Below are 15626 nucleotides of genomic sequence, written 5' to 3' on the forward strand. Positions count from 1 at the left end.
GAATGCACATGTGGTCACGTACCGCCAAGCCGGTCGCCCTGTCCGGAATCATCGCCGCGCTGGTCGCGGTAAGTGGTTGCGGCACAGATGATTCGAAAGAGGAATCGAAGCGCCCACCGGGTAGCGAACCGATCGCGGTCACCTATGACGGCGGCATCTACGTCCTGGACCCGACCACGCTGGCGAAGACCGGCGAGGCGCGGCTGGACGGCTTCAACCGGCTCAACCCGGCCGGGGACGACCGGCATCTACTGGTGTCGGTGAAGGACGGATTCCGGGTGTTCGACGCGGTGCGCGCCGAGTTCACCGGGACCGAATTCCCGGCCGCGAAGCCGGGGCACGTCGTGCGGCACGCCGGTCGCACCGTGCTGTTCGCCGACGGCAGCGGTGAGGTCACCAGTTTCGCCTCCGCCTCGCTCGGCAAGGGCAAGCCGCCCACCGAGCAGTACCGCGCCGCGGCGCCGCACCACGGGGTCGCGGTCGAGCTGGCGAACAAGAACCTGGTCGTCACGCTGGGCACCGAGGAGAAGCGAGTGGGCGCGGTGGCGCTCGATGAGCAGCGCAAGGAGATCGCCCGCAGCGAGGACTGCCCCGGCGTGCACGGCGAGGCCGCAGCCAAGGACGAAGCGGTCGTGATCGGCTGCCAGACCGGCGCTCTGGTGTTCCGTGACGGCGCCTTCACCAAGGTCGTCAGCCCGACGCCGTATGGTCGTATCGGCAACGCCGCGGGCAGCGACGTCTCGCCGATCGTGCTGGCCGACTACAAGCAGGACAAGGACGCCGAATTGGAGCGCCCGCAGCAGGTTTCGCTCATCGACACGGTCGCGGGCACGCTGCGGCTGGTCGACATCGGCACCAGCTACACCTTCCGTTCGCTGGCGCGTGGCCCGCTCGGGGAGGCGCTGGTGCTCGGCACCGACGGCCGCCTGCACGTCATCGATCCGGTCGCGGGCACCGTCACCCGGTCGATCCCGGTGCTCGCGCCCTGGCAGGAACCGCTGAAGTGGCAGGAGGCGCGCCCGGCGCTGTTCGTTCGCGGCGGCATGGCCTACGTGTCCGATCCCGCGACCAAACAGGTCCATCGGGTGGATCTCGCCGCCGGTGCGGTGGCCGCGACCGTCGCGTTGCCCGCCGCGCCGAACGAACTGAGCGGAGTCGTCGCCCACTGACGACTCCTGCCCTCGGCCTCGCTAGGCGTCTCGGCCCTGGCCGTAGCGCTCGGCGATGTCGGGGGAGTCGAGCCACTTGGAGTAGGTGGGCGACTGCGGCCAGCCCGCGGGGGAGTCCTGCCATTCCTCTTGGCGGCCCCACGGCAGGATATCGATCAAGGGGAAGGTGTGGCTGAGCTGTTCGGTGCCGCGGCCGTTGGTATGCCAGGTGCGGTAGACCTTGTCGCCGTCGCGGAGAAAGACGTTCACCGCGAAACCCGAGCCGGGCGCCGCGTCGACGTCCGCGCCGAACGAGCTCTCCGCGGCGGAGTACCAGTCCATCTTGTTGCCGACCTTGGCCTTGTAGGCGAGTGCCTCCTCGATCGGACCGTTGGTGACGACCACGAAACGCGCGTCGTAGTTGTCCAGGAATCCCAGGCGGACGTATTGCGAGGTGAGCCCGGTGCAGCCGCCGCACTGCCATTGCGCGCCGTCGGACCACATGTGGTTGTAGACGATGAGCTGGGCGCGTCCGTCGAAGATATCGGCCAGCCGGATCGGGCCGTCCTGGCCGATCAACGTGTAGTCCGGGAGCTCGACCATCGGCAGCCTGCGGCGCTGTGCGGCGATGGCGTCGAGTTCCCGGGTCGCGGCCTTCTCCCGTACCCGCAGCTCGTCGAGGGCGGCCTGCCAGGTTTGCCGGTCGACGACAGGGGGCAGGGCACTGATGGTCTTCTCGGTCACGGTTTTCCTCCCGCGTTCGGATGGATCTGTTCTGCCGATGTAGACCCGACGCGGCCGCGAAATTCATCGGTGCGCGGCGCAGGTCTTCTTCCCGGCAGCTCAGTCCCTTTTCGAAAGCGGCTGCGGACCGCGAATTCGGTCGATCAGCCTGCCGCCGAGTGCGGCGCCGAGCGGCGCGAACAGCCACACCACCCACACCTCGGGGCTGAGCCAGGCCAGGGCGGCGGTGACGGCGAAAATCGTTGCCACGGCATATGACCCGTCGGCCTGCGCGCGCAACGCCGCGGGCGTGACCCGCTCGGCCAGCACCGACCGGCGGGCCGCGATCTCTTTGACCACCGCCTCGCTGGTGGACAGCGCCGCGGCCACACCGGCGAACAGACAGACCGCGAGCGGGTTGCCCGAGGCGTGGCCGAACAGAGCGGTGACGAACGGCAACAGCGTCGCGAACAGCAGCATCGGCGCGTGCGCGGCCAGTGTGTACCGGTCGACCCGTTCGACCTGGTAGATCAGCACATGGTGGCGGCGCCACACCGACCAGAGCAGGAAGAACGCGAGCAGCAGCGCCACGAACGACGACCGCTCGCGCCAGAGGAATTCGGCCAGCGCGCCGGCGTCGACCAGGTCCTCGTGCCTCGGCCGCTCCAGTTCGATCGCCAGCAGTGTGATCGCGATGGCGAGCACGGCATCGACGAAGGCGCCGATCCGATGCGGTGGCCAGCCGAGCTCGATGCTGGGTGGTTTGGTGCCCATGCGCCTATCGCGATCGCTCGAGGAGCTCTGCCAAACGCAGGGTGTCGCGTAGATAGCGCTCGTAGGGGAAGCCCGCTTTGCGCAGGGCGGTGCGTAGCTCGTCGTAGAGCGGTTTCCCGGTGGCGTGGAAGGCGTCTCGGCCCGCTTCGGTGGTGCTGACCAGTCGTCGCCGTCCGTGCTCGGGGTCGGGGGCGATCTGGACGAATCCGGCTGTCTCCAAGGGGCGCAGGGCGCGGCTGACCGCCGGGTCCGAGACCGAGAGTGCCTGTGCCAGTTGGTGCTGGGTCATCGGCTCGCTCTCTTCCAGCGTGCCGAGCAGCCGCATCTGGCTGTAGGTTAACCCGCCGGTGGCGTCCACGCGCCGCCGCGTGGCCTCGCCGAGCAGGGATACCACGCGATGCAATAGGTCGCCGAGTCCATCGTCCATGGTGGCGAGCGTAGCAGAGTCTTTACAGGTTAATATTAACCCGATAATTTCGGTGCCTGTCGCCTCGATGCGGTGGCGTTGCAAGTCTGCGACGCCTGGGGTGCGTCGCGGCCCGCGGTCGATCTCGTCGATCATCGCCGCCGGCCTCATGCCCGCCCGCTCGTACCCGTCAATGTCTCTGTGGGCATGGGGTTTTCGGGGGGTGATCAAGCGCTGTGAGTACCACGCCATGGCGATCATGACCGCGGGGAAGAGGTGTCGCACTGGTGGACTGCGGGTGGGGCAACGGTGAGGTGTGCTGTGGGACCGCCGCCGGGTGCGGGAGACTGGGAGTGTCGCGCCCGGCCGGAGCGATAGTGCCGGGTGGGTACCCGGTCGAAATCCACCTGCCCGGGTGGTAGTGGCGTCGATCGGGTCGTCGGACAATGGCCGGGAGTCGGACGTGCCTGGAAGGGGAGTCGGCCGTGGACGAACAGTCACCAATTCGCCGGGTAGTAAAGAAGATTCGGCGTCGGACCGCAGACTTCGGCGCGACTCCTGAGCTGGCCGGCCCGCACACCGCCGCGCCGATCGCGATGGCCCCGGGGCGACTGCCGGTGCTGGGGCACCTGGTGCCGCTGCTGCGAGATCCGTTGGGGTTCATGACATCGCTGCCCGCGCACGGTGACCTGGTCGGTATCGGCCTGGGCCCGAGGAACGCGGTCGTGGTCTGCGATCTCGAGCTGACTCGGCAAATGCTGCGCCAGGACCGCGTTTTCGACAAGGGCGGCCCGGTGTTCGACCATGGGCGGGCGCTGGTCGGGGAGGGCTTGGCGACCTGTCCGCACGCCAAGCACCGGCGGCAACGGCGCCTGCTGCAACCGGCGTTCCGCGCCGAGCGCCTCGCCACGTACACGCCGATGATGGCGCAGGAGATCGCCGAGCTGGTCGACACCTGGCATGACGGGCAGGTCATCGACGTCAAAGCGCAACTGCACACCCTCGCCGCCCACGTGATCGCCGCGACGCTGTTCGACAAGGCGATCTCCGAGGAAACCCAGCAGCGGTTGCTCCGCGACGTCGAAGCCGTCTTCGCCGGTGTCATGCGGCACGCGATCGTGCCCGCGTGGATGCGCCGGTGGCCGGTCGTGGGCAACCGCGCCTGCATCGAGGCGGCCGCCGAGGCGCGCGCCATCCTCCGGGAGCTGGTGCTGGCGCGTCGCGTGGAGGGAGTCGATCGCGGTGATCTGTTCTCGGCGTTGGTCTTCGCCCGCGACAGCGAGGGCGGTGGGCAGCTGACCGACGACGAGATCGTCGATCAGGTACTCACCTTCTTCTTCGCGGGTACCGACACCAGTGCCGCCACGTTGGCCTGGGCATTGATCCTGCTCGACCAGCATCCCGAGTTCGCCGCCCGGGTGTACGCCGAGGTCGACACCGTCCTGGCCGGTCGCCCCGCCGGTCCGGCGGACCTGCCCAACCTGCCGTTCACCGGTCAGGTGATCACCGAGGTGTTGCGCCTGCGCCCACCGGCCTGGCTGCAGACTCGGATGGTCACCGCGGACACCACGCTCGGAAAGTACGCGCTGTCGGCCGGGACCACCGTCATCTACAGCACCTACCTGATCCAGCACCGGGCCGATCTGTACCCGGACCCCGAGCGGTTCGATCCGGATCGATTCGACCCCGCCCGTTCCGCGCCGTCCCCGCGCGACGGGATGCTGCCGTTCGCCGCCGGTGCGCGCAAATGCATCGGGGACAACTTCGCCCTCAACGAAGCCACGCTGGCCTTGGCGACGATCGCCGCGCGCTGGCGGCTGCGCACCGTCGCGGGCATCGACACCGGGCCGACCCTGGCGGTGGTGCCGCAACCTCGGCAACTGCGCATGCGCGCCACCGCCCGTGAGCGGCGTACGGGGCGGGTCGACGAGCGCGGGTCGGACCGCTCCGCGGGGCACTCGCACACCTGAGTCCCGGGCAGTGTTGTCCGCTGTTTCGCACGCGAGGCTCGGACGAACTTGCCCGCCACAGCAGCTCGCCCGGTGGCGGCGATCAGGGGAAAACCTCGGCGCGGACCACGGAGGTTGACGCCGTGTTGACTGATTTGTAACAAATGACGGCTTGGTCCGTGCAAGGATCTCGGTCGATGTCGAAAGTTCACTAGGAGTGTGTCTTGACCGAATTTCTTGCCACGATCAACGACTACATATGGAGTAATGCGCTGGTCTACCTCTGTCTGGCGGCCGGCGTGTACTTCTCCATACGCTCCAGGTTCGTCCAGGTGCGTCAGGTTCCGGAGATGATCCGGCAGATGCGCCAAGGCGAGACGTCGCCGTCGGGCGTGTCGTCCTTTCAAGCGTTGACCATGTCGCTGTCCGGTCGGGTCGGCACCGGCAATATCGCGGGCGTCGCGACCGCGATCGCGTTCGGCGGGCCCGGCGCGCTGTTCTGGATGTGGGCTGTGGCCTTCCTTGGGGCCTCGACCTCGTTCGTCGAGTCCACCCTCGGGCAGATCTATAAGACCCGCGACCGCCTCACCGGCGAATACCGTGGCGGGCCCGCCTACTACTTCAGCAAGGCGATGGCGCACACCCGCGCGGCACCGGTGTTCAAGGTCTACGGGTTCATCTTCGCCGCGGTGACCGTTCTCGCCTGCGGCCTGCTCCTGCCCAGCGTGCAGTCCAACTCGATGGCCTCCGCCATGCATCAGGCCTGGGGTGTGTCGGAATGGGCGGTGGCTGTCGGCACAGTGATCGTCCTGGCGTTCGTGATCATCGGCGGCGTCAAGCGCATCGCGGCGTTCGCCTCGATCGTGGTGCCGTTCATGGCCGTGGTCTACATCGCGGTGGCGCTGGTGATCGTGATCGCCAATGCCGGGGAACTGCCCTCGGTCATCCGTTTGATCTTCTCCAGTGCCTTCGGCCTCGATTCGGCGTTCGGCGCGATCATCGGCTCGGCGGTCATGTGGGGCGTCAAGCGCGGCGTCTACTCCAATGAGGCGGGCCAGGGCACCGGCCCGCACTCGGCCGCGGCGGCGGAGGTCTCGCACCCCGCCAAGCAGGGCCTGGTGCAGGCGTTCGCCGTGTACGTCGACACGCTCTTCATCTGCACCGCAACGGGTTTCCTCATTCTCTCGACCGGCGCGTACCGCGTGTTCGACGGTGAGTCCGCGACCGGGCCCGTGCTGGCGGAGGGCGGCGTGCTCCCCGCGGACGCCGCGGTGGGCCCGGCCTTCGCGCAGGTCGGCTTCGACACGCTGTGGAGCGGCGCCGGCGCGTCCTTCGTCGCCATCTCGCTGGCGTTCTTCTGTCTGACCACGATCATCGCCTACTACTACATGGCCGAGACGAATCTGCGGTTCATGCTCGGCAAGTACGCGACCACTCCGCTCCCGCTGATCCGCAACACGCTCGGCTCGAACCTCACCCTGCTGTTGCAGGCGCTGATACTGGTGTCGGTCGCGGTGGGCGCGGTCTCGACCGCGACCGACGCGTGGACGCTCGGTGACATCGGTGTCGGACTGATGGCCTGGCTCAACATCATCGGCATCATCATTCTCCAGCAGCCCGCCTATAAGGCGTTGCGCGACTTCGAACGTCAGCAGAAGGCGGGCCTGGACCCGGTCTTCGATCCGTTGGCGCTGAACATTCCCGGCGCGACGTTCTGGGAGACCTATCGACGCAGCCCGGATCGGGATCGGGCGACGGCCGAGCAGTAGCGGCCGATTCGAGGAGGGGCCTGTCGCGGCCGGGGTTGTTGTCCCGCGCCGCGGCAGGCTCCTCTTGCTTTGGTGGAGCGGTGACCACTTGTTCGCTGTGATGCGTTGTGGCGCAATCAGTTTCGGTATGGTTGAGACACGGCGATCGGCTGTGATCCAGATCGCTGCCGCCTGCTGTCAGCATTCGGGAGCCGCCCTCGGCAGCACCGTCGCCGATTTCGGCGTGCCCGGCGTGGTCGAGCACGCCCACCATGTGGCGAGCAAGCGGGCCGCCCTGCGGCTGCGGGAACGACTCGAGCAGCTGCGGGACGGCGAGCCCGTGCTCGTCGTCGGTGGCGGCCTGACCAGCATCGAGATCGCCACCGAGATCGCCGAGGCACGTCCGGAGCTGCGGGTCGCCATGGCCGCGCGCCGCGGCGTCGGCGACTGGCTCACCGACAAAGCGCAGCACCACCTGCGCAGCGCGTTCGAACGCTTCGGTATCACCGTCCGCGAGAACGCCGACGTCAGCCCCGAGGGCGTGGTCACCAGTTCAGGCGCGCGGATCGACGCTCAATTGACTGTCTGGACAGCGGGTTTCGCCGTGCATCCGATCGCGGCCGCCAGCACGCTCGCCGTCTCCGAGACCGCGGCCGACTTCGGCTTAGTGCCCCGTCCAGGAACTTCGGCACTAGTTCCTGTTCAAGCCGAACTTTCGCGACAGCAGTACGTTCTTCCAATAGCTTTCGCGCGCGAGCACATGCTCGTCCGCCGTCCGCATCGACCAGAACTCCAGCAGTGCGAAGCGCAGATTCGTGCGCGCGTACTCCGCGCCCTGCGCGCCGACCAATTCGCGCAACGCGACATTGCCGCCGTGCAGCGAGTCCACATACTCGCGCAGGCGGGCCCAGATCCCGGTGTCGCCGTAGGCCGAGCCGACGTAGGCCTTGCCCGTCGCCTCGTCGTGGATCACATAGACGCCCTTCATGTGCTGCAACGCGCCACGCCAATCGGGCCAGTCCTGTTCGACGGCGACCTCCAGCACGCCGAGGGCGTGATTGATCTGATCGTGGCCGGGAAATGGCTCACCGGCGTAAGGCGACTCCAAGACCGCTGCGACCTCGATCTGGTCCAGATAGGTCTCCATGTTCAACCGGACAGTCCGACCCGGTGGTTTGAACGACACGACGAGGCGCTTGATGAACGCGCCCATCAGGTCCTCGCGCAACTCGATATCGTAAGCGTTCGCACCGGGCAAGGGCCGCCGCCCGACAACCTCGAAGACGCCACCGAATAGCCACCGCGTCGGCCGACTCCGATCCCTGGCGAGCGAGAAGATGAATTGCCGATTGAATTCGTCACGGGTACCCCGCCACCGATGCCAACCAACCCACTCCGCCCAACTGTGCGCCAGCGCGTCAATCGGATGAGCCGCACCATTCCACGTCGCGCAATGCAACTTGCACGCCGCCGGATCCAGCCCCCCAACCAGCCCCTTCAGAGGTATCGCCACCACAACCGCGATGCTACGTCGACACCCGAATAGGTGCTGATCAACGGTGTGGTCGAAAGCGCAGGTGTCCCATGGACTGACACCGCGGGAATGCGGGCTGAGCACCGCGTTCTTGGGGTGGGCGTATACATGGATGTGATCATGGGCGCGGGGTGGGGCGCGTTGCGATGCTAGGAGGAGTGGCGATGGTGTCCATCGAGATGGTGGCGGTGGAGGCGGCTGGCGATGCGGCATTGGTCGGCGAGCTGACCGACCTGGTGAATCGGGTATATGAGGTGGCCGAGGAGGGGTTGTGGCGCGACGGTGCCAGTCGCACAACGACATCCGAGATGGCGGGGTTGATCGCCGCCGGGTATATCGCCTTGGCGCGTGACGAGGATGGCGGCATCGTCGGTGCCGTCTGTATTCAGCAATTGGCCGACGACATCGGCGAATTCGGCATGCTGGTGTGCGCGCCAGAGCGGCGTGGCGCCGGAATCGGCCGGGCCCTGGTCGATTTCGCCGAGCGTCACTGTGTCGAACTGGGTGCGCGGGCGGTGCAGCTGGAGCTACTGGTGCCGCGCGGGTGGACGCATCCGGTGAAGGAGTCCTTGCGCGGCTGGTACATGCGGCTCGGGTACGTCCTCGAGCGCAAGGGCGAGCTGGAGGAAAGCTACCCGCATCTGGTGCCGCTGCTCGCCACCCCGTGCGACTTCCTCATTTTCCACAAGGACCGAGCAGCCGTCTCGGCGAACTGAGCGTCGTCAGGATCTCTTGTCTCGAAAGAGCTCTCGGAGGTCGGCGCCGAGTTCGTCGGGATCTCGAGTGCGGCGAAATGGCCGCCGTGGTCGAGCTCGGTCCAGCGGGTGATGGTGTGGGAGGGTTCGGAGTAGCGACGGATCGCCCAGTCGATCGGGATCAGTAGTACGCCGGTCGGGACGCCGGAGTCTGGTTCGGGGCCCCAGCCGCCCGCGCGGATATAGGTGACGTACGCAGAGGCGCCCGCGGTGCCGGTGAGTCAGTACAGCATCACGTTGGTGAGCAACAGGGTCGGCGCATGAGTTCGGCCCTGGCGCACATCAGCGCGGGGCGCTCGCTGGCCGGGGGAGTTGGACGGTTGGTCAGGGGGAATTGGTGGCGGTGGCTACTCGCGAAATGCTTACCTGAGTTCCCCCTGATCAGTTGACCAGCGATCGCCCACCCTCAGGGGGACATACGCTGTGCGGGTGTATCGCGAGCAGTCTCCGCCGGTAGTAGTCGATCTAGCGCACGGCGCGAAAGGGAAGTCCGCGGCAGCGATCGCTGTTGCCGGTGGGTTCGGTGTGTTCGGCGTCGCGGCCGGGTTGACGGGTGGCGTGTCCGGCAGTCCTGCGGTGGCGATCGCGGCCGTGGTGTTCGGGGCGATCATGCTGCTGATCGCATTGATCGGTCTGCTCTCGTGGCGGGCGGTCACCCGGCCTCGTTCGCTTGTGCTCGAGCCGGCCGGAATCCGATGGATCGATCCGCGCGGTAGCTCCTGGTCGGTCGCTTGGCCCGAGCTGGCGGCCGTCTCGGTGTCGCGCACGGTGAACCGAAATCCCAGGAAACTGGTCTCCTCGGCGATGGTGCGGCTCGACCTGTTTCCCGCCGACCCCGGCTTCCGGCAACGCCATCCCGAGATGGAACGGCTCTGGGAGTTCCACGGGGTCCGAAACGGTTACCGGGTGCCGTTCGGCGACATCCCCGACTCGCACGGCCTCGTCCCCCGCCTCGACGCCGGGTTTCGGGTGTTCGCGGGGCCGCGGTACCGGGGTGTGATCGATGAGGGATTCACCGTCGGATTGTTCTGAGGGTCACCGATGAGTTTTCGCGGCCGTGCCCGTCAGTAGTGGTATGACGACGCACAAGCTCGAAATCTCCGGCGCGACACTGACCTACGATGTGCACGGGCCCCTGCCCACCGCCGCTGGCCGCCCGCCGCTGCTCATGATCGGGCTGCCGATGGAGGCCAATGGGTTCGCCACGCTCGCGTCGCATTTCCCCGACCGCACGGTCGTCACCTACGACCCGCGCGGACTCGGGCGCAGCGTGCGCGCCGACGGCGAGACCACCAACGTGCCCGCGGTCCACGCCGAAGACGTGCACGCCGTCATCGAGGCCCTCGGCGCCGGTCCGGTCGAGATGTTCGCCAGCAGCGGCGGCGCGATCGTCGCACTGGCCCTCGTCACCGCCCATCCCGCCGACATAACCGTCCTGGTCGCCCACGAACCGCCCCTGCTGTCGATGCTCCCCGACGCCGCGGCGGCCGAGCGTGCCGCGGACGGCTATCGCGCCGCCTACGCGGCGAAGGGATTCGGCGCGGGCATGGCGTCCTTCATCGCGATGACCTCCTGGCAGGGCGAATTCACCGACGACTACTTCGCCGCGCCCGCCGCGGATCCGGCGATGTTCGGTCTGCCCACCGCGGACGACGGCTCCCGCGACGACCCGCTGCTGTCGGAGCGTTCCAGCCAGGTCGTCGCCTACCGCCCCGACGTCGCCGCCCTCAACGCGGCACCGACCCGAATCATCCTCGGCTACGGCGAGGAATCGACCGGCACGGTCACCGCCCGCACCACGATCGCGCTCGGCGAACAACTCGGACACCAGCCCGCGCTCTTCCCCAGCCATCACGGCGGCTTCACCGGTCCCGAATCCGGCTACGCCGGTGAGCCGGAAGCCTTCGCCCGCGTCCTCCACGAAATCCTCGCCACCACCAACTGAACCGACCGGCGGCACCGCTGAAGAGCCGACAACAGTCGACCCGCCAACAATCCGGTCAGAGGGTCGACACCGCGCGAGGTGTGCACGCCGCCTCGCCCTCGACTACGCGCTGACCGGCGCGTTTTCGCCGTCCGCGGCTCTTTCTCGGTAGAGGTAGGCGATGGCGATGGCGAGTGTCGTCAGGATGGAGATGGTGGTGAGGGTGGTTGCGAGCGGGGCGGGTGGGGAATGGCGCAGGGTGAGAACGGTGGCGGTGGTGGCGACGGTTGCCATCAGGCCGGTGATGGCGGTGACGATGATGCCGGGGTGGGCGGGTATCCCGTAGATGGCGCGGGGAAGTCGATTCGTCGCGGGCAGTGGCTGAGTGATGAGCGCGTAGACCGCCAAGATCGCCGTGAACGCGATGTAGCCGAGGCCCGCCGCGGGCGGATAGCCCTGGGCGCCGGGCGAGGTGTTCAACAACAGGTAGCCGATGTCGGAGGCGGCCGCGGCCAGGAGCGCGGTGGCGAGGAATACCGAACCGACGATCCGGCGACCGCAGATCAGCGGGCCCAGTGCGGCCAGGCTCAGGGTGAAGTCGGTGGCGGGGTAGAGGGCGAACACGAGCGTGATCGGGGATCCGACGTCGCGGTTCAAGACGACGAGCAACCACAGAACCGCCGCGTACGCGCCGCCGAGCATGCAGAAGTAGGTGACCGCGTTGTCGACGTCGTTGCGCACGCTGGCGATGCCGAGTCGCCTCGCGCGGATCCACATTGCCGCGGCCGCGAAGACCGGCATCGAGAGAAATCCGATGTCGTGCAGATGTCCGTTGGGGATGCCCTGGGCATGGATGTTGCGCGCGACGAACCACGCGACCTGTCCGCAGGTCCACGCGGTGACCGCCGCCAGCAGCAGTCCGAAGTGCACGGTGTTGAGCCGGTCGCCGAGTTTGCGGAACAGCCACACCCGCACCATCAGGATCGCCACCGCCGAACTGCCGAACAGGATCTGCGACAGGTCGGTGATCGCGAGCGTGTGTTTCTCGTTGGTGTCGACGGCCTGCACCACGGCGATGACGACCATGGTCACGCACAGCGCCAAACCCAGCAGCAGTAGTCCGATACGCAGTGCCGGCGCCGGTGGTTCCCCGGTCGCGGTGCGCTTTGGTCGGGCAGTGGCGGTGGTGGTTCGTGCCGACGCGCGGTCCCACAGTTCTTGCGCGCGGCTCTCGTCCGCCCCCAACGTGCGGGCCACCTGTTCGATGATCGGCCAAGACGGCAGCGGCGCGTCGGGATTGAAAACCCGCGCGATCGTGGTGTGGCTGTAGTGAGTCTCGTTAGCGATTGCTCGTAAACTCGGCGCTCCTCGTGATTGACGCGCCGCTGCGAGGTAGTGCGTCAATTGGTGATGTGCATCATTATCGGCTTCCACGGGTGCCCTTTCATCACTGTAATCCCGAGTAAACCATCCTTGAGCTGTGTAAACCAGGGCTATGTCGGTTTGCGTTCCACTGGTCAACGATGTTCAAGTGTTTGGCATACCGCACAAGCGGGTCCTTGCACTCGACCAGTTGCAGACGTCTGTAGCGAGAGTTAGCTGGGAATTAGCCAGATCTGAGGAGTTTGCTCGATGAAGAAGAGTCTGTGTGTGGCAACCGGCAGCGTTTGTATTGCTGCGGCCGCGTCCCTGGTCCTTCAGACGGCCACGGCCAACGCCGATGTCATCATCAACAACAACCCCCCGGCCGTGGCGCCGGCCAACCCGCTGCCGCCGCTGATGAACCTGCCGGTGGCCCCGCCGTCCTGGTCCAACCTCGATGATGGTCGCACCACCCTGCCCGCCAACCCCGGCACGACGACGCAGAACAATCAGCAGTCCGACGCCGAGCGGGAGCAGGCGCTGAACCAGCTGCACGACGACGCGGTCCATGACGGCGTGGTCGACGGTGCCGCCACCGGCGGTGTCAACGGCACGGCCCTCGGTGCCGCCGACGGCGCCGGGATCGGTGCGGGCGTCGGCGCCGCGGCCGGTGCCGCCGCGGGCCTCGTGGCCGGACCGGCCATCGGCGCGCTCACCGGCATGGGCCTCGGCTGCATCGTCGGCCTGCCCGCCCTGATCATCGGATGCCTGCCCGGCGCGGTCATCGGCGGCATCATCGTCGGCGTCGCCGGCACCGTCTACGGCCCCATCATCGGCGCTGGCGCCGGTGCGGCGATCGGTGCGGGCATCGGTGCCGCGATCGGCGGCGCGATCGGCGGGCCCATCGGCGAGCTGAACGGCGGCGCCACCGGCGGTGCCACTGCGGACTCCCAGTCCCGGCTGGAGCGCTCGCGCCAGGCCGCCCAGGGCAATCCCGTTGCCGCGCATGTCGTGCAGGCCGCGGCGGTGACCGCGCCCGAGCCGGCCGCGGCCGAGCCCGTTGCGTCGGTGGCCGCGCCGCTGCCGATCCCCGCTGAGATCAGCGCGATGATCCCGGAGAACATCGTCGACCTGATCCCGACGGACGCGGCCGCCCTCATCGGCCTGCGCTGATCCGCGTAGGACAAGGCTAGGAGGGGAGGAAGGGAGCCACCGCTACGGTGGTTCCCTTCCTGTTCGTGTGGGGCGGGACATTATCGAGTCCGGGAGCATCGCTTTGACGAAACAACCCGACGTGATCCCTCGACGGCGGCGGTACGAACTGTGCGCACTCGCTGCCGCGGCCATGCTCGTGGCCGGGGTGCTGGGTTACTACTGGTTCAAGCCGGTGTCGCCACCTCGGGTGAGCGTCGAACTGAGTCAGACCATCTTCAAGGTCACCAAGGACGACCTGCGCGGCCAGACGCTGGAGACCGCACTGACCAAAGTCGCCTACCCGCAATCAGTCTTCTACGACCACGTCGGTGACGTTTGGATCGTCGACCTGACTAACGGACCTTCGCAGACATTGGTCCCGATCCCCGCCGACCCCGGCAACTGGACGATCGTGGCCGTTGGCTTCCGAGCGGCGACGCTGTCATCGATGGCCGAGGACCGGAGTCTCGCCCCTGGGCGGAAACCCGCGCTCAACTTCGTCACCTTCGGCATACGTCGTACCGAAGACATCCGCGGTGCCGAAATCGCGTCCATCGTGCAAGGCGAGCTCGACGACACCTTGCCCGGAAGCAGTGGAACATCCGGCATGACGGCGTTCCGCTCCGGCACGGGCCCCACTCTTCGCGTTCAGTAGCAGTGCGGCGATCATGGCGGTGCGGTCTGAGCGGCTCGTGGACCTGATGCGATGCCCGTTTCTGGCGGGAGCGATCGCGGGCTGTTCGATTGGGCTCGCCCCGATGACCGAGGTCGAGCTGGGCGACGTGCTCACCGGGCCTGCCGCCGCGCGGGGTGCTGTCCTCCCGCGCGGCGCCGATCACACACCGTCGGTCGTTCTCGAAGAGGCGTTGAATGGCTCGAATCCGCGCGCCCTTCCTATGTGCTGAGCTTGAACTGTTGCGGTCGCTTGGTGCCGTCGCATTTATCGATCACCGCGCCACCGTCGACCGATTCGGCGCAGCCCTGGTCGCTGATGGAACGGAGATAGAAGGTGTCGGATCCGGTGTTGGCGAACACGATTCGCAATTCGATCCCGGCGCGGGTGTGGTTGCAGCCGACCGTGCCGATCTTGGCGCGTCCGGACGAGTCCGTGAGAAGCCACGGGTTCAGGCATTCGCCGTTGGCGCCGCCGCCGGAGTTGACCAACCTCCAGGTGCCGCCGCCCGCGTCCTCGAGTTTCCACCGGTCTTTGGCGTCGGACTTCGTGACCGAAACGTTGACACGGCAGGAAATGCGCCCCGGCTGGCCATGCTCGGGCAACGTCCCCGAGATCGAGGAACCAACCGCCCCACACTCCCGACCCTGCTCCAACCGATCCGTCAAACCCCACATCCGTACGTGCGGCTCCACCACCAGCCGCGCACTGACCCCGCCGCCACCATCCCCAGCGCCGGCTCCGTGCAGGGCCATCGCAGGTGACTGCGTCATACGTCATTCGTCCTGGCTCTCTATCAGTGGCGCACAAGGAGATAGAAGGTAGTCCCGAATTCTGTTTGGGCCAAAAAGTGTTGGTCGTCCACAGGGGGAGGGCGGCTAGCCTTCTAGATGCTCCCTTCTCGTGGAAACATCGCGCAACAGGATCGTGCAGCCGGCTACCCGAGTGGACCGCAGCCAGAGGAATTGACGATGGGCCGGAAAACTGAAGCTTCTCCTTTGGACGCGTTGCTCTATCACGACCGCACGATGTGCATCGGGCTCGTTTTGCATCTGACCGGTCGGGCTCCGACGCCGGACAGACTCGCCTCGCATGTGCGGGACCGGCTCGACCGGTTACCAGCGCTGTCGGTGATCGTTTCCGGCAGCGGCACCGCGGCGACTTGGCTGCGACGCTCACCGGAGCTCGGCTACCACGTTCGCTCCCGTGACCTGAGCGCCGGCGCCGATATCTACGACGTGGTCCGTGAACTGCACCGGGAACCATTCGCCGAGGGCAGGCCGCCGTGGACGATGACGATCCTCGACGGTCATATCCCGGGTGAGTACCTGATCTTCTACCGCGTCAGCCACGGGGTCCAGGACATCGGGGGAATTACCCGCACGCTCGAGATCCTTTCGGGGACGCATCGATCGACTCGGCCGATTCGGACGCCG

Annotated in this window: 15 protein-coding genes and 1 pseudogene; 11 read left to right on the plus strand and 5 right to left on the minus strand. The window is 67.3% G+C overall.

Translation table 11 applies throughout. From position 1 onward, the window contains the following. Window positions 1-2: 2 nt before the first annotated feature. Window positions 3-1169 carry a zinc metallochaperone AztD gene (gene aztD, locus F5X71_RS14560; RefSeq protein WP_167462441.1) on the plus strand — a complete coding sequence of 389 codons (1167 nt, stop codon included), beginning with the start codon at window positions 3-5 and terminating at the stop codon, window positions 1167-1169. Window positions 1170-1190: 21 nt separating this feature from the next. Here the strand turns inward: aztD and F5X71_RS14565 are convergent, their stop codons facing one another. The 3 genes from F5X71_RS14565 to F5X71_RS14575 all read right to left on the minus strand — a co-directional run bounded on the left by F5X71_RS14565 (window position 1191) and on the right by F5X71_RS14575 (window position 3072). Continuing rightward, window positions 1191-1892 (minus strand): DUF899 domain-containing protein, encoded by a 702-nt coding sequence (locus F5X71_RS14565; RefSeq protein ID WP_167462442.1) that lies wholly within the window; start codon window positions 1890-1892, stop codon window positions 1191-1193. 99 nt (window positions 1893-1991) lie between these two features. After that, entirely contained in the window at window positions 1992-2645 is a 654-nt protein-coding gene (locus F5X71_RS14570; protein ID WP_167462443.1) for a TMEM175 family protein, read from the minus strand. Window positions 2646-2649: 4 nt separating this feature from the next. Further along, window positions 2650-3072, minus strand: coding sequence for a MarR family winged helix-turn-helix transcriptional regulator (locus tag F5X71_RS14575; RefSeq protein WP_167462444.1), 423 nt, complete (start codon window positions 3070-3072; stop codon window positions 2650-2652). Window positions 3073-3536: 464 nt separating this feature from the next. Between F5X71_RS14575 and F5X71_RS14580 the strand changes: the two genes are divergently transcribed. The 6 genes from F5X71_RS14580 (at window position 3537) to F5X71_RS14605 (ending at window position 10982) form a co-directional block, all read left to right on the plus strand. Continuing rightward, a complete protein-coding gene (locus F5X71_RS14580; protein ID WP_238815891.1) occupies window positions 3537-5021 on the plus strand; it encodes a cytochrome P450 in 1485 nt (494 codons plus the stop codon). A gap of 203 nt (window positions 5022-5224) precedes the next feature. Further along, complete coding sequence (locus tag F5X71_RS14585; protein ID WP_167462445.1) at window positions 5225-6769, plus strand: alanine/glycine:cation symporter family protein; 1545 nt, start codon at window positions 5225-5227, stop codon at window positions 6767-6769. A gap of 151 nt (window positions 6770-6920) precedes the next feature. Then, window positions 6921-8045: an FAD-dependent oxidoreductase gene (locus F5X71_RS14590; RefSeq protein WP_238815892.1), complete on the plus strand. Its 1125-nt coding sequence runs from the start codon at window positions 6921-6923 to the stop codon at window positions 8043-8045. A gap of 401 nt (window positions 8046-8446) precedes the next feature. Continuing rightward, window positions 8447-8998: a GNAT family N-acetyltransferase gene (locus tag F5X71_RS14595; protein WP_238815893.1), complete on the plus strand. Its 552-nt coding sequence runs from the start codon at window positions 8447-8449 to the stop codon at window positions 8996-8998. A gap of 468 nt (window positions 8999-9466) precedes the next feature. Further along, window positions 9467-10069 (plus strand): hypothetical protein, encoded by a 603-nt coding sequence (locus F5X71_RS14600; RefSeq protein WP_167462446.1) that lies wholly within the window; start codon window positions 9467-9469, stop codon window positions 10067-10069. 43 nt (window positions 10070-10112) lie between these two features. Beyond that, complete coding sequence (locus F5X71_RS14605) at window positions 10113-10982, plus strand: alpha/beta fold hydrolase (RefSeq protein WP_167462447.1); 870 nt, start codon at window positions 10113-10115, stop codon at window positions 10980-10982. A gap of 102 nt (window positions 10983-11084) precedes the next feature. Here F5X71_RS14605 and F5X71_RS14610 read toward each other — a convergent pair whose 3' ends face one another. Further along, on the minus strand, window positions 11085-12395 hold the full coding sequence (locus F5X71_RS14610; RefSeq protein WP_167462448.1) for a helix-turn-helix domain-containing protein: 1311 nt from the start codon (window positions 12393-12395) through the stop codon (window positions 11085-11087). A gap of 198 nt (window positions 12396-12593) precedes the next feature. Here F5X71_RS14610 and F5X71_RS14615 point away from each other — a divergent pair, with 198 nt between their 5' ends. From F5X71_RS14615 to F5X71_RS14625, 3 genes are all read left to right on the plus strand, one after another. Further along, entirely contained in the window at window positions 12594-13496 is a 903-nt protein-coding gene (locus F5X71_RS14615) for a hypothetical protein (RefSeq protein ID WP_167462449.1), read from the plus strand. Window positions 13497-13674: 178 nt separating this feature from the next. Further along, window positions 13675-14172, plus strand: a complete 498-nt coding sequence (locus F5X71_RS14620) for a hypothetical protein (RefSeq protein WP_167462450.1) — start codon at window positions 13675-13677, stop codon at window positions 14170-14172. Window positions 14173-14275: 103 nt separating this feature from the next. After that, the gene (locus F5X71_RS14625; protein WP_167462451.1) at window positions 14276-14422 is read left to right on the plus strand and encodes a hypothetical protein; all 147 of its coding nucleotides are present in this window, start codon (window positions 14276-14278) and stop codon (window positions 14420-14422) included. On the opposite strand, the gene F5X71_RS14630 is transcribed toward F5X71_RS14625, so the two are convergent. Next, window positions 14412-14963 carry a hypothetical protein gene (locus tag F5X71_RS14630; RefSeq protein WP_167462452.1) on the minus strand — a complete coding sequence of 184 codons (552 nt, stop codon included), beginning with the start codon at window positions 14961-14963 and terminating at the stop codon, window positions 14412-14414. The genes F5X71_RS14625 and F5X71_RS14630 overlap by 11 nt on opposite strands. 255 nt (window positions 14964-15218) lie before the next feature. On the opposite strand from F5X71_RS14630, the pseudogene F5X71_RS37735 reads away from it, so the two are divergent. Continuing rightward, window positions 15219-15614, plus strand: a pseudogene (locus F5X71_RS37735) (wax ester/triacylglycerol synthase domain-containing protein); the annotation flags it as partial. Window positions 15615-15626 lie beyond the last annotated feature (12 nt).

Source organism: Nocardia brasiliensis, from assembly GCF_011801125.1.
Lineage (GTDB): Bacteria > Actinomycetota > Actinomycetes > Mycobacteriales > Mycobacteriaceae > Nocardia > Nocardia brasiliensis_C.

What these genes read in the sequence shown, in the direction of transcription:
- F5X71_RS14575 (WP_167462444.1), bottom strand. Translation starts at nt 3,072, where the DNA reads ATGGACGATGGACTCGGCGACCTATTGCATCGCGTGGTATCCCTGCTC.
- F5X71_RS14605 (WP_167462447.1), top strand. Translation starts at nt 10,113, where the DNA reads ATGACGACGCACAAGCTCGAAATCTCCGGCGCGACACTGACCTACGAT.
- aztD (WP_167462441.1), top strand. Translation starts at nt 3, where the DNA reads ATGCACATGTGGTCACGTACCGCCAAGCCGGTCGCCCTGTCCGGAATC.
- F5X71_RS14630 (WP_167462452.1), bottom strand. Translation starts at nt 14,963, where the DNA reads ATGACGCAGTCACCTGCGATGGCCCTGCACGGAGCCGGCGCTGGGGAT.
- F5X71_RS14595 (WP_238815893.1), top strand. Translation starts at nt 8,447, where the DNA reads ATGGTGTCCATCGAGATGGTGGCGGTGGAGGCGGCTGGCGATGCGGCA.
- F5X71_RS14570 (WP_167462443.1), bottom strand. Translation starts at nt 2,645, where the DNA reads ATGGGCACCAAACCACCCAGCATCGAGCTCGGCTGGCCACCGCATCGG.
- F5X71_RS14615 (WP_167462449.1), top strand. Translation starts at nt 12,594, where the DNA reads ATGAAGAAGAGTCTGTGTGTGGCAACCGGCAGCGTTTGTATTGCTGCG.
- F5X71_RS14625 (WP_167462451.1), top strand. Translation starts at nt 14,276, where the DNA reads ATGACCGAGGTCGAGCTGGGCGACGTGCTCACCGGGCCTGCCGCCGCG.